The organism is Virgibacillus siamensis, from assembly GCF_039522605.1.
Classification (GTDB): Bacteria; Bacillota; Bacilli; order Bacillales; family Amphibacillaceae; genus Lentibacillus; species Lentibacillus siamensis.
In genome coordinates this window covers 121,891-146,477 of sequence record NZ_BAAADS010000025.1, presented here as the reverse complement: position 1 = coordinate 146,477, position 24,587 = coordinate 121,891, and the positions used below count along the sequence as shown (strand labels likewise).

At 41.3% G+C, this 24,587-nt stretch carries 22 protein-coding genes; all 22 read left to right on the top strand.

The window, feature by feature from the left end; translation table 11 throughout:
• Positions 1-8 precede the first annotated feature (8 nt).
• Positions 9-890, top strand: a complete 882-nt coding sequence (gene dapA, locus ABD010_RS15965) for a 4-hydroxy-tetrahydrodipicolinate synthase (RefSeq protein WP_343815280.1) — start codon at positions 9-11, stop codon at positions 888-890.
• A gap of 138 nt (positions 891-1,028) precedes the next feature.
• Positions 1,029-1,763, top strand: a complete 735-nt coding sequence (locus ABD010_RS15960) for a ClpP family protease (protein ID WP_343815278.1) — start codon at positions 1,029-1,031, stop codon at positions 1,761-1,763.
• On the top strand, positions 1,760-1,972 hold the full coding sequence (locus tag ABD010_RS15955) for a YlzJ-like family protein (RefSeq protein ID WP_343815276.1): 213 nt from the start codon (positions 1,760-1,762) through the stop codon (positions 1,970-1,972). Before ABD010_RS15960 ends, ABD010_RS15955 begins: the two co-directional genes overlap by 4 nt.
• Before the next feature lie 125 nt (positions 1,973-2,097).
• Positions 2,098-4,395, top strand: a complete 2,298-nt coding sequence (locus ABD010_RS15950) for an FtsK/SpoIIIE family DNA translocase (RefSeq protein ID WP_343815275.1) — start codon at positions 2,098-2,100, stop codon at positions 4,393-4,395.
• Positions 4,396-4,700: 305 nt separating this feature from the next.
• Positions 4,701-5,426 (top strand): GntR family transcriptional regulator, encoded by a 726-nt coding sequence (locus ABD010_RS15945; RefSeq protein ID WP_343815273.1) that lies wholly within the window; start codon positions 4,701-4,703, stop codon positions 5,424-5,426.
• 112 nt (positions 5,427-5,538) lie between these two features.
• Entirely contained in the window at positions 5,539-6,639 is a 1,101-nt protein-coding gene (locus ABD010_RS15940) for a BMP family lipoprotein (protein ID WP_343815270.1), read from the top strand.
• Between the two features lie 258 nt (positions 6,640-6,897).
• Positions 6,898-8,436 carry an ABC transporter ATP-binding protein gene (locus ABD010_RS15935; protein WP_343815268.1) on the top strand — a complete coding sequence of 513 codons (1,539 nt, stop codon included), beginning with the start codon at positions 6,898-6,900 and terminating at the stop codon, positions 8,434-8,436.
• Complete coding sequence (locus ABD010_RS15930) at positions 8,423-9,469, top strand: ABC transporter permease (RefSeq protein WP_343816355.1); 1,047 nt, start codon at positions 8,423-8,425, stop codon at positions 9,467-9,469. Before ABD010_RS15935 ends, ABD010_RS15930 begins: the two co-directional genes overlap by 14 nt.
• Position 9,470: 1 nt before the next feature.
• A complete protein-coding gene (locus ABD010_RS15925; RefSeq protein WP_343815266.1) occupies positions 9,471-10,430 on the top strand; it encodes an ABC transporter permease in 960 nt (319 codons plus the stop codon).
• Positions 10,431-10,546: 116 nt separating this feature from the next.
• Positions 10,547-11,836 (top strand): EF-P 5-aminopentanol modification-associated protein YfmF, encoded by a 1,290-nt coding sequence (gene yfmF / locus ABD010_RS15920; protein WP_343815263.1) that lies wholly within the window; start codon positions 10,547-10,549, stop codon positions 11,834-11,836.
• The gene (gene yfmH / locus ABD010_RS15915) at positions 11,829-13,112 is read left to right on the top strand and encodes an EF-P 5-aminopentanol modification-associated protein YfmH (RefSeq protein WP_343815261.1); all 1,284 of its coding nucleotides are present in this window, start codon (positions 11,829-11,831) and stop codon (positions 13,110-13,112) included. Before yfmF ends, yfmH begins: the two co-directional genes overlap by 8 nt.
• 9 nt (positions 13,113-13,121) lie before the next feature.
• Entirely contained in the window at positions 13,122-13,841 is a 720-nt protein-coding gene (ymfI, locus tag ABD010_RS15910; RefSeq protein WP_343815258.1) for an elongation factor P 5-aminopentanone reductase, read from the top strand.
• Between the two features lie 78 nt (positions 13,842-13,919).
• A complete protein-coding gene (locus ABD010_RS15905; RefSeq protein ID WP_343815255.1) occupies positions 13,920-14,180 on the top strand; it encodes a DUF3243 domain-containing protein in 261 nt (86 codons plus the stop codon).
• Positions 14,181-14,402: 222 nt separating this feature from the next.
• Positions 14,403-15,194 (top strand): YmfK family protein, encoded by a 792-nt coding sequence (locus ABD010_RS15900; RefSeq protein ID WP_343815251.1) that lies wholly within the window; start codon positions 14,403-14,405, stop codon positions 15,192-15,194.
• A 76-nt stretch (positions 15,195-15,270) separates the two neighbouring features.
• Positions 15,271-16,230 (top strand): helix-turn-helix domain-containing protein, encoded by a 960-nt coding sequence (locus ABD010_RS15895; protein WP_343815248.1) that lies wholly within the window; start codon positions 15,271-15,273, stop codon positions 16,228-16,230.
• Positions 16,231-16,296: 66 nt separating this feature from the next.
• Complete coding sequence (gene pgsA / locus ABD010_RS15890; RefSeq protein ID WP_343815245.1) at positions 16,297-16,872, top strand: CDP-diacylglycerol--glycerol-3-phosphate 3-phosphatidyltransferase; 576 nt, start codon at positions 16,297-16,299, stop codon at positions 16,870-16,872.
• Positions 16,872-18,125 carry a competence/damage-inducible protein A gene (locus ABD010_RS15885; RefSeq protein WP_343815242.1) on the top strand — a complete coding sequence of 418 codons (1,254 nt, stop codon included), beginning with the start codon at positions 16,872-16,874 and terminating at the stop codon, positions 18,123-18,125. The genes pgsA and ABD010_RS15885 overlap by 1 nt, the downstream gene beginning before the upstream one ends.
• Before the next feature lie 169 nt (positions 18,126-18,294).
• Entirely contained in the window at positions 18,295-19,347 is a 1,053-nt protein-coding gene (gene recA, locus ABD010_RS15880) for a recombinase RecA (RefSeq protein WP_343815239.1), read from the top strand.
• Between the two features lie 590 nt (positions 19,348-19,937).
• Positions 19,938-21,503: a ribonuclease Y gene (gene rny, locus ABD010_RS15875; protein WP_343815236.1), complete on the top strand. Its 1,566-nt coding sequence runs from the start codon at positions 19,938-19,940 to the stop codon at positions 21,501-21,503.
• A 192-nt stretch (positions 21,504-21,695) separates the two neighbouring features.
• On the top strand, positions 21,696-22,493 hold the full coding sequence (locus ABD010_RS15870; protein WP_343815233.1) for a TIGR00282 family metallophosphoesterase: 798 nt from the start codon (positions 21,696-21,698) through the stop codon (positions 22,491-22,493).
• 103 nt (positions 22,494-22,596) lie between these two features.
• On the top strand, positions 22,597-22,857 hold the full coding sequence (locus tag ABD010_RS15865) for a stage V sporulation protein S (protein ID WP_174613382.1): 261 nt from the start codon (positions 22,597-22,599) through the stop codon (positions 22,855-22,857).
• A 161-nt stretch (positions 22,858-23,018) separates the two neighbouring features.
• The gene (miaB, locus tag ABD010_RS15860) at positions 23,019-24,587 is read left to right on the top strand and encodes a tRNA (N6-isopentenyl adenosine(37)-C2)-methylthiotransferase MiaB (protein WP_343815229.1); all 1,569 of its coding nucleotides are present in this window, start codon (positions 23,019-23,021) and stop codon (positions 24,585-24,587) included.

The window sequence follows — 24,587 nt, the reverse complement described above, 5'->3', positions numbered from 1 at the left end:
GTAAAGACATGAATTTTGGAAATGTCCTGACAGCAATGGTTACCCCATTTGATGAAAATGGAAAGGTGGATTTTCAGAAGACGACTGATCTCATCGAGCATCTTTTGGAAAACGGCAGTGATGGCCTGGTTATTGCCGGTACAACTGGGGAATCACCGACACTGACCAAAGAGGAAAAAATCTCCCTGTTAAAGCACACCGTTAAAACAGTTAATCAACGTGTACCAGTAATTGCTGGTACTGGCAGCAATAATACAGCTGCATCTATTTCATTTACTAAAGAAGCTGAGGCATGTGGAGCAGATGCAATAATGCTTGTTGTTCCATATTATAATAAACCGAGTCAACGTGGACTTTATGAACACTTTGCCACCATTGCGAATGCAACTGGTTTGCCGGTTATGCTGTATAACATCCCCGGCAGATCAGTTGTGAAAATGGACGCTGATACAATTGTTCAGCTGAGTAAAGTGGAAAATATTGTATCTGTAAAAGAAGCGAGCGGAGACATTGACCTTATCTCGGAGGTTATCGAACGCACAAACGATAATTTCAGTGTATATTCCGGGGAAGACAGCACGACATTGCCATTACTCGCTGTTGGTGGTGACGGTGTTATCTCTGTTGCTTCCCATGTTATCGGTAACGAAATACAGCAAATGGTTTCCGCATTTAAAAGTGGCAACGTATCCGAAGCTGGTGCTCTGCACCGTAAGCTTCTGCCTGTTATGAATGGTTTATTTGCTGCACCGTCACCATCACCGGTCAAAGCTGCACTGAGTATGAAAGGAATCAATATGGGCAGTGTCAGGCTGCCGCTGCTGGAGCTGACTGATGCGGAAAAACAAGTGCTGAAGCAAACGTTAAATCTTGTCTCTGTTGCAAAATAGTATTGCAAACAGTATCAGCGTAATACCCTTAAAAAATACCGGTATAGCAGCCGGTATTTTTTAATGCTTATATCCGCATGAATCACTCCGGATTAGATAATACTAAACACATGACTTTTATAAAAAGGAGTGTTCTGCATGGATAAAGAACCATCAAAAAAGGACGACCAAAACCAGGGTGATCAGGGCAACCAATCTTCACTCGTTCAAAAAATTCAACAGCTAGGTCAATCCAATGTACCGCAAGCACCAGATTCCAATATTCATGTGTTATCGATAATAGGTCAAGTGGAAGGTCATGTTCAGCTCCCGCCGCAAAACAAAACAACCAAATATGAACATTTACTGCCACAGCTGATTGCAATTGAGCAAAACCCTAAGATAGAAGGTGTCGTTGTTTTACTAAATACAGTAGGTGGTGATGTGGAGGCCGGTCTGGCCTTATCAGAAATGATTGCTTCGATATCCAAGCCAACCGTGTCAATTGTACTCGGTGGGGGACATTCAATAGGTGTGCCGATTGCTGTTGCGACAGACTATTCTTTTATTGCCCCGACTGCGACAATGATTATTCATCCAATCCGGCTTACAGGGATGGTTATCGGTGTTCCGCAAACATTTGAATACCTGGAAAAAATGCAGGACAGGGTTATTGATTTTGTTGTACAGCATTCAAATATTAAAGAAGAAAAATTTAAGGAGCTCATGTTTGCAAGAGGCAATCTGACACGTGATATTGGTTCAAATGTCGTCGGTGAAAATGCGGTGGAATATGGATTGATTGACGGAGTAGGCGGTGTTCAGAAAGCAATGCAGAAAGTTAATGAGCTAATTGACAAAAATAAAGGCAACGAAGAACAGGTGGTTCAATGATACTGTATACGCCTTTAGCCAACACGGACATATTTCCGGCAGATAATGCTGTTTTTACAAAACGGCATTGTGTATCCTATCAGAATAAGCAATTTTTTGTTGAAGAAACCGACAAAGGTGATTTTCAGGTATTGCAGCTTCTGTCGACTGACCCGCAGGACTTTTTAAGGCAAGAATTTAATCCTGGTACAATTATAAAGGAACATTAATCAAATCGCTGCATCTGTGCTATAATGGAACTGAATGAAAAAAATGTCAACCCTTGCCCATGCTATGGCAGGGGTTTCCTGTTCAATACTTAAGATATGTATTGCCAGTGATAAGAGGTGAAGTTATGGCAAAGAAAAGAAAAAAAAAGAAAAAACAATTAAAAAAACAGGTTAAATATGAACTTCTGGGTATTTTATTTATTTTCCTTGCCATTTTTGGCAGTGGGGCAAGCGCAATAAGTGATGGCGCAATTCCTGGCAGTCTGGTTCACTTATTCCGATTCATTTTGGGAATCTGGTATTTTGTTGCTTCGCTTTTTTTGTTGGTAACAGGAATCATGTTGATGGTAAAACGTCGTTATCCCGATTTTAAACATAAAAAAATGATCGGATTTTATATCATCTTTACCGGTGTTCTGCTGCTGACCCATATACAAACCTACGAGCGAATTCTGTTGTTTTCTGAAAATACATCGATTATTAAGACAACATGGGATAACTATTTTCTGTTTGTTGATGGAGAAACCGGTTCTCTGCAAACTGGCGGGGGTATGATTGGTGCGTTCTTATTTGCCTTCTGTTATTATTTATTTTCCTCAGTTGGCGCCAAAATAGTGTCTGTTTTTTCTATCCTGATTGGTTTTATATTTATGACCGAGTTTTCATTTGGAGACTTTTTTTCAAAATCAACAAAACGGGTAAGTTCCGCACTCAAAAACTGGAAATCACGGAGAGTTGAATCACGTGCAATGAAACAGCAATCAAAGGCGGAAAGGGATTCCAAGGAGGCAGATGTGGCTGAATTTGAACGTGATGATGTTCAGGAAGAGCCAGTTATTCAGGATTTTACGGATGTTGCCTATGCTGTTGACCCAAATGGACAAGTTGAAGCACCAACCGGCGATAAGACAGAGACAGCGAAAAGTAAAACAGATGAACCTATTCAGGCGGAGGAACAGGATAATCCGCTGCCGATGACGGAAACGGAAAATTATGAATATATCCTGCCATCTTCCAATTTATTGACAGAGCCTGCACAGAACTCACAGCAAAATGAAAAGTCACACATACAAGCTACAGTTCGAAAACTGGAACGTACGTTTAATAGTTTTGGTGTAAAAGCTAGAGTGACAAAAGTCCATGTGGGACCTTCCGTAACCAAGTATGAAGTTTATCCGGAAGCAGGCGTGAAAGTCAGTAAAATTGTTAATTTGCATGATGACCTGGCACTTGCGTTAGCCGCTAAAGATTTGCGGATCGAGGCACCAATTCCAGGCAAATCTGCGGTTGGAATTGAAGTGCCAAACCAGGAAACAGCACTTGTATCATTAAGAGAAGTATTGGATGGAATCAAAAATAAACAATCATCCCAACTATTATTTGCTCTTGGCAGAGATATTTCCGGCGATGCTGTTGTTTCAGAATTGAGTAAAATGCCGCATCTTCTGATTGCCGGTGCCACCGGGAGCGGTAAAAGTGTGTGTGTTAACGGAATCATCACTACCATTTTAATGCGCGCCAAGCCACATGAAGTTAAAATGATGATGATTGACCCGAAAAAAGTGGAGTTGAATGTGTACAATGGTATTCCACACTTGTTGGCTCCGGTTGTTACCGATCCGAAAAAAGCATCCCGTGCATTAAAAAAAGTTGTTGCGGAGATGGAACGACGATATGAACTGTTTTCTGATTCTGGCACACGTAATATTGAAGGGTATAATGAATACATCAAAAAACATAATCAGGGGGTGGAAGAAGAGGAACAGCAGCCTCACCTCCCATATATTGTTGTTTTGGTGGACGAGCTTGCCGACTTGATGATGGTTGCTTCCAATGAAGTTGAGGATGCGATTACCAGATTGGCACAGATGGCCCGGGCAGCAGGTATCCATCTGATTATTGCGACTCAACGGCCATCTGTTGATGTCATTACCGGTGTGATTAAAGCGAACATTCCATCCCGGATTGCTTTCAGCGTATCATCACAGACCGATTCCCGGACGATTTTGGATTCCGGGGGGGCAGAAAAACTTCTTGGTCATGGTGATATGCTCTTCATGCCCGTTGGATCGTCAAAACCAACCCGCGTTCAGGGTGCGTTCCTGTCTGATGAGGAAGTGGAGCGGGTTGTGGATCATTGTGTTGAGCAGCAGAAAGCATCCTATCAGGAGGAAATGATTCCGGAAGAAACGAGCGAAGTTACTTCTGAAGTTGATGATGAATTGTACGATGACGCCGTTCAGCTGATTATGGAAATGCAGAGTGCGAGTGTGTCGATGCTGCAGCGGAGATTCAGGATTGGCTATACAAGAGCAGCTCGTTTAATTGACGCAATGGAAGACAGGGGGATTGTTGGTCCATACGAAGGCAGTAAACCAAGAACAGTTCTTGTTTCCCAATCATCAGAAGAAAAACTATCATAATACAAACAGCTATGTCTGTAAGGACATAGCTGTTTGTATGTTGTCTAATTATATCGACAGGAATTTGAGTTCCGGTTAAAATTAACAGCTTCCTGACCGGATTCACCACATTCTTACAGCAGTCAACCAGGAGCTTTTGCTCATGTTTTGTAGAAAAAATCGACTTTTGATCTATTTTTTTTAATTAATTTTGCCTATAACTGTTTATTTATTACCTTAAAAGTGTTATATTTATTTCGACTATAAGAGTCGAACGTCAGAGGTCAGATCTCTTATGAAAATAAAATATATGGAGAGGTAATTGTATGTCGATTAAATTGGATTCACGGCATTTATATCTTCAGGTTATTGATAAAATAAAAGAAGATATTGAAAAGGGTACATATAAACCAAAACAAAAACTTCCCTCTGAATTTCAAATGTCCAAGCTTATCGGTGTATCACGTGCGACATTGCGTGAGGCACTTCGTATTCTGGAAGAAGAAAACGTTGTCACACGACGCCATGGCGTTGGAACATTTGTAAATCCGAAACCTGTTTTTTCATCAGGAATTGAACAACTGAACAGTGTTACATATATGATTGAACAATCAGGAAAAACACCAGGTTCACAATATTTATCCACGGAGTTTCAGGAACCAACAGAAGATGAACGATTAAGGTTCAATCCGAAACAAGTGGATACATTGGCAAAAATTGAACGGGTTCGTACAGCGGATGATGAACCTGTCGTTTTTTGCATTGACAAGGTGCCTGAAGGGCTTGTTCCTTTGGACATGGTACATCGTGAAGATTCGCTCTTTAAACTGATGGAGGCATATTCGGGAAAGCGGATTTCCTATGCAGTAACCTATATCGAGCCAACAAGTTACCATGATCGGATTTATGAGGCTCTGCACTGCAGCCCGGAGCAATCATTGCTGTTGCTGAAACAAATGCATTACACGGATGAAGACGAACCGGTTTTGTATTCCGCAAACTTTTTTCGGTCGGATGTGTTCAGTTTTCATGTTTTAAGGAAACGTTTGTAAGGGATTTCACAAAATACGGAATGATGAACTTTTGGGGGGTGATTGCAAGGCATAATAAATGACAGTTTCTGCTCACTCATTCGTCAATACTATTAAATAGGGGGTTCTTGGATTGAAAAATCGTAAATTTTTGTTGTTAGCAGTATTGCTTGGTTTAGGCATGATCTTGGCTGCCTGCGGAGGCGGTGGAAATGACAGCAGTGGAAGCGGTGGTGATGACACAGGAAGCAGTAAAGGATCATCTGATTTCAGTGCTGCATTGGTAACGGATGTTGGTGGTGTCGATGATAAATCATTTAACCAGTCAGCATGGGAAGGCCTGCAGGCGTGGGGTGAAGAACATGGGTTTACAAAAGGGAAAGGGTTTGACTACGCTCAATCCAACAGTAAATCAGACTATCTGCCAAATCTCACACGCTTAGTGAAAAAGGATTATAATCTTGTTTTCGGTATTGGCTACAAATTGCATGATGCAATCAAAAAAGTTGCCAACCAATATTCTGACAAACATTTTGCAATCGTTGATGATGTTGTCGATGCACCAAATGTTGCCAGCATCACATTTAAAGAACAAGAAGGATCGTTTTTGGTAGGTGTAGCTGCTGCGAAGAAAACCAAGTCTAATAAAGTAGGATTTGTGGGCGGGGTTGATGGTTCATTGATTAATAAATTTGAATCCGGTTTTATTGCAGGTGTTAAATCAGTTAACCCTGATATTGAGGTTGAAGTACAGTATGCTGAATCATTTGCAGCTGCTGATAAAGGTAAATTGATCGCCACTCAGATGTACAACAGCGGTATTGATGTTATCTACCATGCATCTGGTGCTACTGGTAATGGGGTATTTGCGCAAGCGAAAGATATTAAGAAAAATAATCCTGAGAAAGAAATTTGGGTAATTGGTGTTGACCGTGATCAGTATGAAGAAGGGCAAATCGGTGAGCATAATGTGACACTTACTTCAATGGTAAAACGCGTTGATGTTGCTGTGAAGGACCTTGCAAATCAGGCTATGAATGGTGAATTTCCTGGTGGGGAAAATGTTGTTTATGGACTGGAAGATGGCGGTGTAAGTGCAGCACGTACCAATGAAGAGGCACTGACCGATGATATTGTAAAAGCCATTGAGAAATGGAAAGAAAAAATTGTCAGCGGTGAAGTGAAAGTTCCTGCTACACGTGAAGAAACGAAAAAATTTGTTGACAACCTTTAATAGTTTGACAGATAAGGCTGGTAACATCCAGCCTTTTTAGGCAGCTGAGAAAGAAAATCAATTCTTTCTTACTGAATAGGCGGTACTATGGCATTCGCCATAAAGCTTGGCGAATGCCAGTTTTTTAGTGTGGAGCTCGGACAATATTTGCGCAGTTGGCGGGAATCAACACATTCAAGTCTTCAAATGAAAAGTATCCGGCCCTTTTCATTTGACGATTTTTATGTATACCCATAAGGCTTATAAGGAGTGAACAAAGTGGATTATGTGATAGAAATGCTTAATATTCGAAAGGAATTTCCTGGAGTGGTTGCCAATGACGATATAACGGTTCAGTTGAAGAAACAGGAAATTCATGCTCTGCTTGGGGAAAATGGAGCAGGGAAATCAACATTGATGAACGTTCTGTTTGGTCTTTACCAGCCGGAAAAGGGAGAAATCAAGGTGAACGGCAAACAAGTAAAAATTACAGATCCCAATGTTGCCAACGATCTTGGTATCGGAATGGTGCACCAGCATTTTATGCTAGTGGATACATATACCGTAACCCAAAATATAATTCTGGGCAGTGAACCTACCAATGCTGGAAAAATAGATTTTAAGAAGGCTGAGAGAGAGGTTCAGGACTTGTCGGACCGTTATGGGCTCAATGTTGATGCAAGAGCGAAAATCCGTGACATTTCAGTGGGGATGCAGCAGCGGGTGGAGATTTTAAAAACGCTTTATCGCGGGGCAGAAGTTCTTATTTTTGATGAGCCTACTGCTGTACTTACGCCTAACGAAATTAAAGAACTGATTGAAATAATGCATTCGTTGATAAGAGAAGGAAAATCAATTATTTTAATTACCCATAAGTTAAAGGAAATTATGGAGGTTTGTGACCGTTGCACCGTAATTCGTAAAGGGAAAGGTATTAAAACGGTTGATGTGGAAGAAACCAATGTTACTGAACTTGCATCATTGATGGTTGGCAGGGAAATAAGTTTTAAAACGGAAAAGACGGAGGCACAGCCAAAAGAAAATGTGTTGTCTATTACTAATTTAAATGTTGACGATTCCCGGAAAGTAAAAATTGTAAAGGATCTTAATCTTCATGTTCGGGCAGGGGAAATCGTTGGCATTGCCGGTGTTGACGGTAATGGACAGACAGAATTGGTCGAAGCGATTACTGGTTTGCGGAAGGCGCAAAAAGGAACTATCAAAATTAATAACACGAATATTACTAATTTTAAACCAAGGAAAGTCACTGAAAGCGGTGTTGGACATATCCCGCAGGACCGACATAAATATGGACTTGTACTGGATTTTCCGATTGGTGAAAACATGGTTTTGCAGACGTACTACAAAAAACCGTATTCCAAAAATAAAATTTTGAATTATAAACAGATTTATAAAAAAGCGAAGAAGTTAATTGATGAATATGATGTCCGAACCCCAAGTGAATATACAAAAGCAAGGGCACTATCAGGCGGAAATCAGCAAAAAGCAATTATTGCACGCGAGGTTGACCGATCACCAGACTTGCTTATCGCTGCTCAGCCCACAAGAGGACTTGACGTGGGTGCTATTGAATTTATCCATAAAAAATTGATTGAAGAACGTGATAAAGGAAAAGCTGTTTTACTTGTTTCATTTGAATTGGATGAGATATTGGATGTCAGTGACCGAATTGCAGTCATGTTTGATGGCCATATTGCAGCTGACGTTAAGCCGGACGAAACAACAGAACAGGAACTTGGCCTGCTGATGGCGGGAAGTACTAATAATGAGGCAGGTGACACTGATGATATCGAATAGACTCTTTAATATATTGATTCCTGTAATCTCTGTTTTGCTTGGATTGATTGCCGGTGCAATTATTATGCTTATCTTTGGTTATAATCCAATTCAGGGTTACAGTGCACTGTGGTATGGTGCTTTCGGTGACTTGTATTTTATGGGGGAAACAGTCAGGCAGATTACGCCGTATATTTTAACTGGGCTTGCCGTGGCATTTGCTTTCCGTTCAGGTTTGTTTAATATTGGTGCGGAAGGTCAGGTTATCGTAGGCTGGCTTGCATCCGTATGGGTTGGTTTGGCAGTCGATGCTCCAATGTATATTCATCTCCCGTTGGCACTGCTGGCTGCAGCAGCCGCAGGTGGACTGTGGGGCTTTATCCCTGGCATTCTTAAAGCTAAGCTTGGTGTTCATGAAGTTATCGTAACGATTATGCTGAACTATGTTGCTTTGTATGTATCGAATGAATTAATACGAAGTGTGTTGACTGACAGTCTTGATGCAACCGAGCAGATAGCTCCTACTGCATCCCTTGCTTCCGAGTGGCTGCAGCAAATAACTTCTTTTTCGCGGATGCATTATGGTATTTTCATTGCCTTATTTGCAGCAATTATTATGTGGTTTATTATTCAACGAACTTCTACCGGCTATGAACTGAAGTCGGTTGGTTTCAATGAACATGCGTCTAAGTATGCCGGCATGAATGTAAGTAAAAATATTGTTCTTTCCATGGTTATTTCCGGTGCATTTGCCGGTCTGGCTGGTGCAATGGAAGGGCTCGGAACGTATGGTTCCATGTCCGTCATGTCCGGATTCACCAACCTTGGATTTGATGGTATCGCAGTTGCATTATTGGGTGCCAATACTGCTATTGGCGTTGTGTTTGCAGCGATTTTATTTGGGATTCTGAAGGTTGGCGCGGTGAATATGCCGACAGGTTCCGGTGTTCCAACAGAATTAGTTGATATTATTATTGCCTTGATTATCTTTTTTGTAGCTTCAAGCTATATCATCAGATGGGTCATTCTTCGTTTTAAGAAGGAGGGGAAATAAAATGGCATTTGTAGATCTGTTGCAGTCAATCATCCCAACGGCATTGTTCTTTTCGGCACCTCTTATTTTTACAGCATTAGGTGGCGTTTTCAGTGAGCGGTCAGGTGTTGTAAATATTGGTCTGGAAGGTTTAATGGTGATGGGTGCATTTGTCGGTATTGTATTTAATTTGACATTTGCCGATGTACTGGGAGCTTGGACTCCGTGGATTTCCGTAATTGTTGCGATGGTGGTTTCCGCCATTTTTTCTATTATCCATGCAGTGGCGTCCGTTTCATTTCGGGCTGATCAGGTGGTCAGTGGTGTGGCTATTAACTTCCTTGCACTTGGTTTGGGAGTATTCCTGACAAAACAATGGTACGGAAAAGGTCAAACAGATATGGTCGAACAGCCTTTTTATACGAATGATATTCCGATTTTAAAAGAGATTCCGGTAATTGGGCCGGTGTTTTTTGAGAATATCTACCTGACTTCTTATATCGCCATTGCTTTGGCGTTTATTGCCTGGTATGTACTGTACAAAACGCCATTCGGGCTGCGGCTGCGTGCAGTCGGAGAGCATCCGATGGCAGCTGACACCAATGGAATCGGTGTGTATAAAATGCGGTATATAGCTGTTATTTTGTCAGGTGCACTTGGCGGGCTTGGTGGGTCTGTATTTGCATTAACCATTGCGTTAAACTTTTCGCACGCTACAATTGTCGGACAGGGATTTATGTCATTGGCAGCAGTTATTTTCGGTAAATGGCATCCGCTTGGCGCGATGGGGGCAGCCTTATTCTTTGGATTTGCTCAAAGTTTAAGTGTGATCAGTGCCGGGATTCCATTATTGGAGGATGTACCGCAAATCTTCCTGCTCATTGCGCCATACGTACTGACGATTCTCGCACTCGCCGGCTTTATCGGTCGTGCTGAAGCACCAAAGGCAAATGGTGTTCCATACATTAAAGGAAGCAGATAAATGTTGATAAAACCTGTCTTGCTGTTATGATTAACGGTGAGCCAGGTTTTTTTTACTATTAATTCTTTCTTTTTTGTATAAACTATTGATGATACATAGTACAGGAGGAATAATAAATGACTGTGACAAACGTACATGAAGTGATGGAAAATGGGATTCGCTTTCATTTGGTACCGAATAAAAAACATAAAACAATATCCGTTGTTGTGAAAATGATGGCCCCATTATCACGGGAAGACATTACAAAACGGGCGCTGATTCCGCACATACTGCAACAGGGCACAGCAAGTTTTCCGGACAGAAGCTCCATTCAGCGTAAACTGGATGATCTGTATGGAGCTGTTTTGTCACTGGATGGTGCGAAAAAGGGGAATTATCATATTATCAGCGTCAGACTGGAAATCGCCAATCAGACTTTTATATCCAATGAGGGGTCAATACTCGATGAGGGACTCGAATTACTGCGTGAGGTTATCTTCAATCCAAAAATTTCGGGGGATTCGTTTGATCCATCTGTTACCACCCGTCAAAAAGATATTCTCAAGCAAAAAATCCATGCACTGATGGATGATAAGATGAGTTATGCCAATATGCGTCTTATTGATGAAATGTGTGAAGAGGAAACATATCAGCTGCATGTACAGGGTTATGAGCGAGATTTGAAAGATATTACCCCGACCAATTTATACGGCTATTACCAGACCTTGCTTAAAGAAGACCAGATGGATATTTATGTCGGTGGTGATTTTCACCCGGACGAAATGGCTTCCAAATTGAAACATTACTTCAAACGGAACAAACCGGTTAAAACCTTCACCAATCAAACTGAATCAGTTAAGACAATTGAAAAGCCGAAAACAGTAATGGAACAACAAAATCTGCAACAGGCAAAATTGCATTTGGGGTATCGGACACATTGTACCTTCCAGAATAATAAATATCCCGCATTGCAGGTGTTTAATGGACTGTTTGGCGGTTTTCCAAGTTCAAAATTATTCCTGAATGTCAGGGAGGAGAACAGTCTCGCTTATTATGCAGCATCACGAATTGAAAGTCATAAGGGGTTAATGCTTGTGTTCAGCGGAATAGCTCCGGGTGATTACGAAAAAGCGAGAGAAATTATTGAAGAACAGATGCAGGCCATGAAAAAAGGTGATTTTAATGAGGGTAATATTGCGGATACCAAGGAATTAATTGTCAATCAGCTTCGTGAGACGATGGATCATCCACAGGGACTGATTGAAATGATGTATCAGAATGCCGTTGCCGGAACATCGCGTACACCAGAGGAACTAATTGAAAGCATCAATTCGGTAACGAAGCAGGAAATAGTCGATGTAGCGGATCAGATCGAACTGGATACAGTTTATTTATTAACAAGCAAGGGGGGAACAACACATGAATAAGGCAGTGCATAATCGTATTGGTGAAGTTGTCTATTCAAAAGAGCTTGCCAATGGCTTAACCGTTATTTTATTGCCAAAGCCGGAAATGGCCAAAACATATGCGATATTTTCAACCGATTACGGCTCCATTGATCAAACATTTACCCCGATTGGGAAGACAGAACAAATTACCGTACCTGAAGGAATAGCACATTTTTTGGAACATAAATTATTTGAAAAAGAAGACCGTGATGTATTTGCCGACTTTGGCAAACAGGGGGCTTCGGCAAATGCGTATACATCATTCACCAAAACAGCTTATTTATTTGCGGCCACCAACCATATTGAGAAAAACATGCGAACATTGCTGGATTTTGTGCAGGCACCATATTTTTCGGAACAGTCGGTAGAGAAGGAAAAGGGAATCATTGGACAGGAAATTGAAATGTATAATGATCAGCCGGATTGGCAATCGTTTATGGGAACGATTAAGAGTTTATTCCATCATCATCCGGTAAAAGTAGATATTGCCGGTACTGTGAATTCGATTCAATCGATAACCAAGGATGATTTATACACGTGTTATCATACATTTTATCATCCGCAGAATATGACGCTTTGCGTTGCAGGCAATTTTAATGAACGGGATATAATGGAGCTGATTGAGCAAAATCAGCAGGCGAAGAACTTTGCAGAAATGGAGCCTATTAACCGTGATTATCCGGATGAACCAGCAACAGTTGCCATGAAGGAAAATACTATCACCATGCCTGTTTCCGTTCCCAAGTGCACGATTGGAATAAAGGAATCGGCGACAGAACTGAGCGGTAAGGAGTTTTTAAAAAAAGATCTGCTGCAAAGCATGATTGTTGATTTTTACTTTTCCAAAGGCGGTCCGATCTATCAGCAGCTGTTTAATGAGGAATTGGTTGATGACAGTTTTTATTTTGAAACAAACCTGGAAAAAAACTTTGGTTATACACTGATTGGAGGAAACACACATAAGCCTGATGTGTTTGCTAATCGGGTTAAGGAACTGCTTCAGTCCACGAATCGTGCAGAATTTACCAATAAGGAAATTGACCGAATGAAAAAAAAGAAAATTGGGCAAGTATTGCGGTCAATGAACTCTTTGGAATTTATCGCCAATAAATATATTCACTATCAAAATGTCGGCATTGATTTTTTTGAACTGATTCCGTTTATTCAGGAGCTGACAGCGGATCAGTTTAATGAATTCGTCAACCAATGGATTCGTGATGATCGCCTGGCAGTATGCAAAATTATGAGTGAGTAGGGAGTGTATATGGGGAAGAATGTATTATTAATCGGCAGCAGCGGCGATATTGGTTCAGCTATCGCTCGAAGTCTTGCAGCTGAGGGGTTCCAGCTTTTACTGCATTTTTATCAGAATAAGGAAGCAATTGAAAAATTAAAAACGGAAATTCCTGCTGAAGCAGTTCTCGAGGAAATACAGGCTGACTTGCGTAATGAGCAAGAAGTTGAAAAATTGCTCAATCAGCTGGTTTATACAGTCGATGCAGTCATTTTTGCAAGCGGAAAGGCATCGATTGGGTTATTTCAGGATGCAACGGAAAGCATGATGGGTGAAATGATTGCACTGCATGTTAAGACACCATGGAAGATTTGCAACAGGTTATTACCGGAAATGATTCAGCGAAAAAGCGGCAAAATCATTTTCATTACATCCATTTGGGGAAATGTTGGTGCAAGTAATGAAGTGATTTACTCGTCTGTAAAAGGAGCGCAGAACAGTTTTGTGAAAGCATTGGCGAAAGAGGTCGCCCTGTCTGGAATTGCTGTGAACGCCGTAAGCCCTGGTTTTATTAACACAAAGATGAATCAACAATTGCTCCCCGAAGAAAAAGAGCTGATCACCAATGAGATTCCGGCGAATCGTGCCGGGACACCAGAAGAAGTGGCAAATGCAGTCAGTTTTCTGATGAGTGACAAATCAAGTTACATGCACGGGGAAATTTTAAATATCAACGGCGGGTGGTCGTAAAAAAAAGACGGATGATGCATAAAACTGTCTCGGAATTCAGATACTATGCATGTAAAAAAATGAAGGAGGCAGATTTGTATGTCCGTTCTTGACAATTTTGATACATGGAAGGAATTTCTGGCCAACCGAATAGAACATGCGCAATCTGAGGGCATGAGTCAGCAGACAGTATCAAATATGGCTTATGAAGTTGGGGATTATCTGGCTAAAAGCACCGAAGCGAAAAACAGTGAAGAGGCTGTATTAAGAGAACTTTGGAGTGCAGCTTCCAAGGAAGAGCGGCAATCCATGGCAAGTGCAATGGTTAAGCTCGTTCAAAATCAGGGAAATACAAATTAATGAAGGCACTTGATAGAGAAGCTGTTCAACATGAAGCAGCTTCTCTATTTTTTAGACTTCGGCACTCACTTTAAGATAAGGTGAATGCCGAGTTTTTCTAATTGTTTTGGTATAATCTGCTTTTCACTGAACGTAAAATCATTTATTATTAGTATAGATATATTGCAATTATTTAGTTGTTTCGATACTATATAAATTCAGCTTGAGAACGAGGGGATAATAATGGAAAAGACAGAATGGTACCTTGAATATGAAATTCAATATAACCGTCCTGGGCTATTAGGGGATATTTCCTCTCTGCTGGGAATGCTTTCAATTAATATTATTAGTATTAATGGTGTGGAAAATTCCAGAAGAGGTATGCTTCTGCTTTCCAGAAAAGATGAGCAGATCACCCGTTTAAAATCAATTCTTGAGACGATGGATACGCTGGTTGTAAAAAAATTACGGAAACCCAAACTTCGTGATAAACTTGCTGTAAGACATGGCCGTTATATTCATAGTGACGCCGATGACCGGAAAACATTTCGCTTTGTCCGGAGCGAGCTCGGTGTGTTGGTCGATTTTATGGCTGAGCTATTTAAAAAAGAAGGCCACAAATTAATAGGTATTCGTGGAATGCCACGGGTGGGGAAAACGGAATCAGTAGTTGCTGCGAGTGTTTGTGCCAATAAGCGCTGGCTGTTTGTGTCCAGCACATTGCTGAAGCAGACTGTCCGCAGCCAATTAATTCAGGATGAATACAGCAGTGACAATCTGTATATTATTGACGGAATCGTTTCCACTCGCCGGGCAAATGAAAAACATTGGCAGCTGATAAGGGAAATTATGCAGCTTCCAGCCGTCAAGGTAGTTGAACATCCGGACATGTTTGTGCAGACTACCGAATATGAGTTGAATGATTTTGACTATATTATTGAACTTCGCAGTACAGTTGATGAGGAAATTACATATGAACCAGTTGAACAAAACCAATTTGGTCAAGAAGATGGTTTTTCAATGTTTGATTTTTAGCAAATAAGAAAGCAAAAGACGTTTTAAAGATTTCTTCAGCAAAAAGCCAAGTTTTTTAAGATGGATGGTGTTAGTGATGGAGATAGGAGAAAGATTAAAAGAGGCAAGGGAGGCTAAAGGACTGTCCCTTGAAAGCATACAGGAAACTACCAAGATACAGAAACGGTATCTGGAAGCAATTGAACAGGGGAATTTTCATATTCTTCCGGGTAAATTTTATGCCCGGGCATTCATTAAGGAATATGCAAATGCTGTAGGTCTTGATGCGAAAGAATTACTGGAGGAATATAAAGAAGAAATCCCGAAGACGGAAGATGACAGTACTGCTCAATATACGCAAATTAAAAGTTCCAGAAAAGATAATAGTCCTACGAAAGGAACGCCTGCCATTTTTTCAATGTTACCGACAATTATTGTTGTTCTGCTCATTGTAGGGATTTTGTTTACCGCATGGTATTTTTTTGCGAAAGATAGTTCCGGTGATAAAGCGGAACCTCCGGAGCAACAACAGGATTCCAATCAAATTGTACGCGATGACGAGGACGAACAGGACAGTGTTCAGTTGGACGATGAAAAAAACAACAATAACGATTCCAAAGCGGATTCAAAATCGGACTCAGACGACAAACAGTCCAGCTCAGATAAAAAAGATGAGGAAAAACAAAATAACCAGGCGGAAAATAAGCCTGAGTTTAAAGTAGTCGAAAAAGGGACCGGAGCAAGTCCTGAATCAACCTTATCCATGAAAAATGCAGGAGATAAAGTGAAACTGACGCTTAAACCGTCTGGTGATTCGTGGGTGGAACTTGAGAATGGAGATGGGAAGTCTCTTTATTCGGGTTTATTAACCGCTGGGGACGGGGCCAAAGAGTTTAATATTACCAATGCTGAAAAAGTTCACTTAAATATTGGCAGTGCACCATCTTTAACAGTAAAGGTAAATGGTGTAAAGGTCGAGTATCCATTAAATCCTGAAGAAAAAGTACATCAATACCTTTGGATTGAGCTGCATGGAAAAAATACAGCTGGTGAATGACAGTGATTTTTGAAATAACCCTTCCTTTCATTTAGTGGAAGGGTTTATATCGTAGGAGGAAGAAGAATGAATATACCGAACAGATTAACCATTTCACGTATTTGTCTGATTCCCATTTTCATCATTTTATTAAGTGTTCCGTTTAATTGGGGGGAATGGGATATTGGTGAAACAAGTTTGCCTGTTTCCCATTTTGCAGCAGCTTTATTATTTATAATTGCTTCAGCAACAGACTGGGTTGATGGTTATTATGCAAGAAAATATAATCTTGTTACCAATCTCGGAAAGTTTTTGGATCCACTTGCGGATAAGCTGCTTGTGTCAGCCGCATTGATTTTGCTTGTGGAACTTGGCTTCGCACCTGCGTGGGTTGTCATCATTATTATCAGCAGGGAATTTGCTGTAACTGGTCTGCGTCTTGTGGCAGCAGGTGAAGGTATTGTACTTGCTGCGAGTCAAATGGGAAAATTGAAAACCGCGACCCAGATGATTGCAATTGCGGCATTGCTGCTTCACAACTTTCCTTTTTCCTACCTTGGTCTGCCGATTGCAAGTATTATGTTGTGTATCGCGGTGTTTTTTACAATATTGTCCGGTTATGAGTATTTCAGCAAAAACCGGCACGTTATGAGGGATTCCTAATGTCACAAATTAAAACGGAAATAATTGGAGTTGGAACAGAATTGCTGCTGGGCCAGATTGCCAATACAAACGCCCAATGGATTTCAGAGCGAATGGCTGAAAATGGATTCAGTGTTTTTCATCATGCGGTTGTTGGGGATAATCTCCAGCGGGTGGTGGCACAGTTTGAACAATCCGCGGAAAGGTCTGATGTTATTATCGTTACCGGAGGATTGGGCCCAACGGAAGATGATATGACCAGGGAAGCATTTCAAAAAATTAGTAATCTGGAAATGGTAGAGCATGGTCCATCCATGGATAAAATTGAAGCGTTTTTTAAGAAACGCAATTCGGTTATGACGGAAAACAACCGGAGACAGGCCCGTATGTTTAAAGGTGCGAAAGTTGTTGAAAATCAAGTAGGGATGGCACCGGGAATGATGGTATCACATCAGAATAGCATGTGGGTTTTCCTGCCTGGTGTACCAAGGGAAATGAAAGCGATGATCACGAATACGGTCCTTCCTTATTTGAAACAGCATACTGGGGAGCATACAGTCATCAAATCGACCATGTTAAGATTTATTGGTATTGGCGAGTCACGTCTTGAAGACGAATTAAAAGATATTATCCACGGTCAGAGCAATCCAACTGTTGCTCCTTTGGCACAAAATGAAGGAGTGGCGATCAGGGTTACCGCCAAAGCATCCAGTGAAGCAGAAGCATTCGAATTAATAGAAAGTACAAAGCAGCAAATTTTATCCAAAACTGGTGGGCATTTTTATGGCAGTGATGAGCAGTCATTGGCGGAGAAGGTTTTCGGTCTTCTGAAAAATCGAGGGTTGTTTATCGCTGCTGCTGAAAGTTTAACAGGCGGCATGTTCATGGAAAGATTGGTCGCACTTGAAGGCGCTTCTAAGGTATGCAGTGGCGGTATAGTATGTTATGACACCAAAGTAAAAGAAAATGTGCTTCGGGTGTCACCGGAGACAATTACGCAATATGGTACGATTAGTGAACAATGTGCAGGAGAAATGGCTGAAAACAGCTGTTCGGTGTTAGGTGCTGATATCGGAATCAGCTTTACCGGGGTTGCCGGTCCGGATGCCCAGGAAGGCCATTCACCAGGCACCGTGTTTATCGGTATACATGCAATTGGAAAAGAAACGGTCATAAAAAAATGTGTTTTTCAAGGGGACCGGAATACTATCCGTGAAAGATCCGTAATAAAGGGTTTTGAACTTTTAATGAATTTTCTTGAAAAAGAATTATAACATACTTTTTTTAGCAGGAATTGACACTTTATCATGAATTTATATATGTAAAATGGTTTTTTTCCAAAGAAAAGCCCAGTAAAAAACGAGAACATTTATTCGATTTTTGCTTGGCAAATTATTAAAAACAAGTTATGATAGATATAGTGAATAAAAGGAGGTCTTCCCGTTGAGTGATAAAAAGCAAGCTTTAGATATGGCATTGAAACAAATTGAGAAACAGTTCGGCAAGGGATCAATAATGAAGCTGGGAGAGCAGACAGAACAGAAAATCGCAACAATACCAAGTGGCTCATTGGCATTGGATGTAGCACTGGGTATTGGTGGTTATCCAAGGGGACGCGTTGTCGAAATATATGGTCCTGAATCATCCGGTAAAACAACGGTAGCACTTCATGCGATTGCCGAAGCACAACGAAAAGGTGGACAGGCGGCATTCATCGATGCAGAGCATGCATTGGATCCAACGTATGCACGTGCGCTGGGTGTCGATACAGATGAGTTGCTCTTATCACAGCCGGATACAGGTGAACAGGCACTGGAAATCGCTGAAGCACTGGTTCGCAGTGGAGCAGTTGATATTGTGGTGGTTGACTCTGTAGCGGCGTTGGTGCCAAAGGCGGAAATTGAAGGTGAAATGGGAGATTCCCATGTTGGACTGCAGGCGCGCCTGATGTCACAAGCGCTGAGAAAATTGTCCGGCGCTATCAATAAGTCGAAAACAACGGCTATTTTCATCAACCAAATCCGTGAAAAAGTCGGAGTAATGTTCGGGAACCCTGAAACAACCCCTGGCGGACGGGCACTAAAATTCTATTCATCTGTCAGATTGGAAGTACGTCGTGCTGAAACGTTGAAACAGGGCAATGATATGGTGGGAAATAAAACACGTGTGAAAGTTGTCAAAAATAAAGTGGCTCCTCCATTTAAAAAAGCAGAAATCGATATTATGTATGGTGAAGGTATTTCCAAGGAAGGGGAAATCCTGGATATCGGTTCTGACCTGGATATCGTTCAGAAGAGCGGAGCGTGGTATTCCTATAATGGGGACAGGCTTGGACAAGGCCGAGAAAATTCCAAAGAGTTTCTTAAAGCCAATGAAGCTATTATGGCTGAAATTCATGATGCAATCAGACTGCACTACAGTTTGGATGAAGAACCAGATGATGCGGATGAACAAGAGCCATCCGGCAAACAAAGCCAGGAAAGCATGGATGTATAATAAAATGCACAGTAAAACCCTTTGCAGGTAATCTATGTGGCAAAGGGTTTGATTTTTTTGATCTTTGCTCTATGCATTATTTATTTTTACGATTGGTTGTATCTGAGCAGCAATATACAAGACGTGGATGGATGGTGGTCATCCACGGCAAATGCTGTCTGAACGGTCCGGTATATCCAGAAAAAGTTCGCGTATTTTATGCATCGTGGTAACGAATTGAGGAATGTTGTAAGCGGTGTGATACCACCGGGCTTGTGAGAGCCAAAAGATGCGTTCGTTCAGGGTAACAGAGGTTGCTTTGGCCGTGAAAGTTCTCAGGAAATTACCGCGGTGTCCTGAATCACCCTAAATGCCGAGCGTACGGAAGTGCGAACTGCGGCTGCCGGACGGAAGAAGGACAATGAATGCAGAACCTCGCTGCTTTAGCTGCGGGAGTATCAAGATTCCTTGACATTGTTTATACAGACAATTAAAATTAAATTGTATAATTTTATAGTTTCATTATACGCCAATCACTTATTTATTATTGAAAACTGTACATGCCGACAGAGAGTGAATTGTACAACTTTATAGCAATGGGAGGTGAAATCATGGACAGTCCTTTAATCATCTCCATTTTGCTTGCCGTAATCCTAATCGTCGGTATTGTTGTTGGTTATCTCATTCGTAAATCTATTGCGGAAGCTAAAATCTCCAGTGCGGAAAATTTAGCGAAACAAATAGTTGATGAAGCACATCGAAATGCAGATGCCGCCAAGAAAGAGGCACTTCTTGAGGCGAAGGATGAGAATCATAAACTTCGTCAGCAGGCAGAAGAAGATTTACGTGAACGCAGAGGAGAAGTACAGAAACAAGAAAATCGTCTGATGCAAAAAGAAGAAAATCTGGACAAAAAGAGCGAAACGCTGGATAAGCGAGAGCTAACGTTAGAGAGAAAGGAACAATCACTAACAGAAAAACAACAACAAATTGAAGAAATGGAAAGCAAAGTGGATGCGATGCTTAAAGAGCAGCAAACAGAACTTGAACGCATTTCAGGATACACTACTGACCAGGCAAGGCAGATAATTTTAGAACGGATTGAACAAGAGGTTAGTCACGAGTCAGCGCTTATGATAAAAGAAGCGGAGAATCGTGCTAAAGAAGAAGCGGACAAGAAAGCTAAAAGCATTCTTTCGCTGGCCCTGCAGCGTTGTGCCGCAGACCACGTTGCTGAAACAACCGTATCTGTTGTTAACCTTCCTAATGATGAAATGAAAGGCCGGATTATCGGACGGGAGGGTCGAAACATCCGGACACTGGAAACATTGACCGGGATCGACCTGATAATTGACGATACACCGGAAGCTGTTATTCTGTCAGGGTTTGATCCGGTACGTCGGGAGACCGCCCGAATGGCTTTGGAAAAACTTGTACAGGATGGTCGAATCCACCCGGCGCGAATAGAAGAAATGGTGGATAAAGCCAGACGTGAGGTTGATGAATATATACGTGAAGTCGGTGAGGAAACAACATTTGAGGTCGGAGTGCACGGATTGCATCCGGATCTGGTTAAGATTCTTGGCCGTCTGAAATATCGTACAAGCTATGGTCAAAATGTGTTGAAGCATTCCACAGAGGTAGCGTACCTCTCCGGACTGCTTGCTGCTGAATTGGGCGAAGATGAGACATTGGCAAGAAGAGCCGGTCTGCTTCACGATATAGGTAAGGCAATCGATCATGAAGTAGAGGGAAGCCATGTTGAAATTGGTAAAGAGCTGGCGATGAAGTACAAGGAACATGAAGTTGTTATAAACGCTATTGCTTCACACCATGGTGACGAAGAAGCAACTTCCATTATTTCTGTTCTGGTTGCCGCAGCAGATGCGTTATCTGCGGCAAGACCTGGAGCAAGAAGTGAGACCTTGGAAAACTACATTAAGCGACTGGAAAAACTGGAAGAAATCTCAGAGTCGTTCAGTGGAGTAGAAAAATCATTTGCTATTCAGGCCGGCAGAGAAATACGAATTATGGTAAGGCCTGATGAAATCGATGATATTGATTCCGTTCGAATTGCGCGTGACATCCGTAAGAAGATCGAAGGCCAATTGGATTATCCGGGTCATATCAAAGTAACGGTTATCAGGGAAACGAGAGCAGTAGAATATGCTAAGTAAAATGAAATATCCATTCCATGTAGAGTTGGAGTCGGATAAAATTAAAAGCGGCCGTCCGGTCGCTTTTAATTTTGCACAGGAACTGTTAAAATCAGCGCTTACATTGCTGAACAGCTGCTTGCTCATTTGTTCAGCGTTGCTGTATACTTTTTATAAATAAACTATTGATAAAATGTTAGGATGAAACAAATTATGCGGATATTATTTATCGGGGATGTAACAGGATCGCCCGGGCGGGATATGGTCCAGCATTATTTACCGAAACTGAAGGAAAAATATCGTCCCAATGTGACGATTTTGAATGGTGAAAATGCAGCAGCCGGAAAAGGAATCAATGAAAAAATTTATAAGCAATTCCTGGAATGGGGGGCACAGGTTGTCACCATGGGAAATCATACATGGGATAAACGGGAGATTTTTGAATTTATCGATGATGCAAAGAAAATGATCCGTCCAGCAAATTATCCAGAAGGGACACCCGGAAAAGGAATTACATTTGTTAATATTAATGGCGTGGAAATTGCGGTAATCAATATCCAGGGTCGAACTTTTTTACCTGCAATTGATGATCCGTTTCGAAAAATGGATGAATTAATTAAAACTGCCAAAGAACGTACAGATATTATTTTTGTTGATTTTCATGGTGAGGCAACCAGTGAAAAGCAGGCAATGGGATGGTATCTTGATGGGAAAGTCAGTGCTGTAGTCGGAACGCATACCCATACACAGACAGCAGACGAACGCATCCTCCCGAATGGAACAGCGTATATTACAGATGTTGGCATGACTGGGCCATACGATGGCATCTTGGGTGTGAACAGAGATGCAGTTTTAAAAAAATTTCTGACAGGGTTACCGGTACGTTTTGAAATAGATAAAACGGGAAGAACACAATTAAACGGTTTTTTCGTCGATGTCAATCAGGATACTGGAAACGCTGTCAATGTCGAACGGATATTGATTAATGATGACCACCCATTCTTCGCCTGAGTGATGGAATGTCTGAAATTATCATTCATAATAGGTAATATGCACAGGTCCCCAAGAATATAGTAGCAGTAGATCTACAATTGATATGAGGGAGGTACCAGTAATGGAAGTATTAAAGGTTTCAGCAAAATCAAATCCAAATTCAGTAGCAGGTGCACTTGCAAACGTTTTACGGGAACGTGGATCAGCGGAGATTCAGGCTATCGGAGCGGGTGCAATCAACCAGTCCATTAAAGCGGTGGCAATAGCAAGAGGATTTGTCGCGCCGAGTGGAGTTGATTTAATTTGTATACCGGCGTTTACTGATATTATGATTGATGATGAAGAACGAACTGCGATAAAGCTGATTATAGAGCCGAGATAATTTCAAGTGGTAAAGACATAGAGTGTTGCGTCAAGGCGCAGCACTAATTTTATGCACTTTTTGCGTTTTGTATGTATTGTTAAATTTGTGTATACCCTTTATACTGTAATAATGAATAGCTATGTATTGAAATGTTTTGTTAGATAGAAAGGAGTTTCGCTATGAACGAACAGCAGCGAAAAGAGCAATCACAAATAAATCAGGTGGATGCCGCGGACAGAAAATCCGGACAGGACAAACCCTTGAACGAAAAAACAAGTGCTGATTTTGCCAAGTATTTTGAGACAACTTACGAACCGCCGAACATAAATAAAGCACGTAAGCGTGGTCGCGATAAAGTGAACGTTCATTATGACTTTGGTATCCCGGAAGATATGGAAAATGTCGGGAAAGGCAAAAAATTTCTGATTCGTACATATGGATGTCAGATGAACGAGCACGATACGGAGGTTATGGCTGGGATTTTGACCGAAATGGGATACGAATCCACGTCCGACACAAATGAAGCGGATATTATTTTGCTGAATACGTGCGCGATTCGCGAAAACGCTGAAAATAAAGTGTTTGGTGAAATCGGTCACTTAAAACCGCTGAAACTGGAAAAACCGGACTTGATTCTTGGTGTTTGCGGATGTATGTCCCAGGAAGAATCCGTAGTAAATCGGATTATGAAAAAACATCCACAAGTTGATTTGATTTTTGGAACGCATAATATTCATCGATTGCCACATCTTGTAAAAGAAGCGATGTTCGGGAAAGAGAAGATTGTGGAAGTATGGTCGAAAGAGGGAGATATCATTGAAAATCTTCCAAAAGTCCGTAAAGGTAAAATAAAAGCATGGGTAAATATTATGTACGGTTGTGATAAATTTTGCACGTATTGTATTGTTCCAATGACACGCGGGAAAGAGCGGAGCCGTATGCCGGAAGATATTATCCAGGAAGTGCGTCATTTGGTGGCACAGGGCTATAAGGAAATCACCCTGCTTGGCCAGAATGTGAATGCATACGGGAAAGATCTTGAGGATATCACATATGGACTTGGCGATTTAATGGATGATATTCATAAAATTGATATTCCGCGTGTGCGCTTTACAACTTCACATCCAAGAGATTTCGACGATCGGTTGATTGAAGTACTGGCACAGGGTGGAAATCTGCTGGATCATATACATCTGCCGGTTCAGTCAGGAAGCAGTGAAGTGTTGAAGAAAATGAATCGAAAATATTCAAGAGAAGAGTATTTGGAATTGGTGCGTAAAATACGGGAAGCTATGCCTAACGCTACCTTGACCACTGATATTATTGTCGGTTTCCCAAATGAAACGGAAGAACAATTTGAGGAAACATTATCCCTGGTTGAAGAAGTAGGATTTGAAGCTGCCTATACGTTTATTTATTCACCTCGCGATGGTACGCCGGCAGCAAGGAAAAAAGACGATGTGCCTGAGGAAGTGAAGAAACAACGGTTATACCGCCTAAACGATCTGGTGAATAAACAATCTGCTGAATCGATGAAGACATATAAGGATAAAGTTGTAAAAGTTCTAGTGGAAGGTGAAAGCAAGAAAGACCCCGACGTTTTGGCAGGGTATACCGAACGGAACAAACTTGTTAATTTTAAAGGTCCGAAATCGTCGGTTGGTAAGATTGTGGATGTTAAAATAACGGAATCCAAAACATGGTCATTGAATGGTATAATGGTCGAAAATACAGTTGAGGTGAATTAA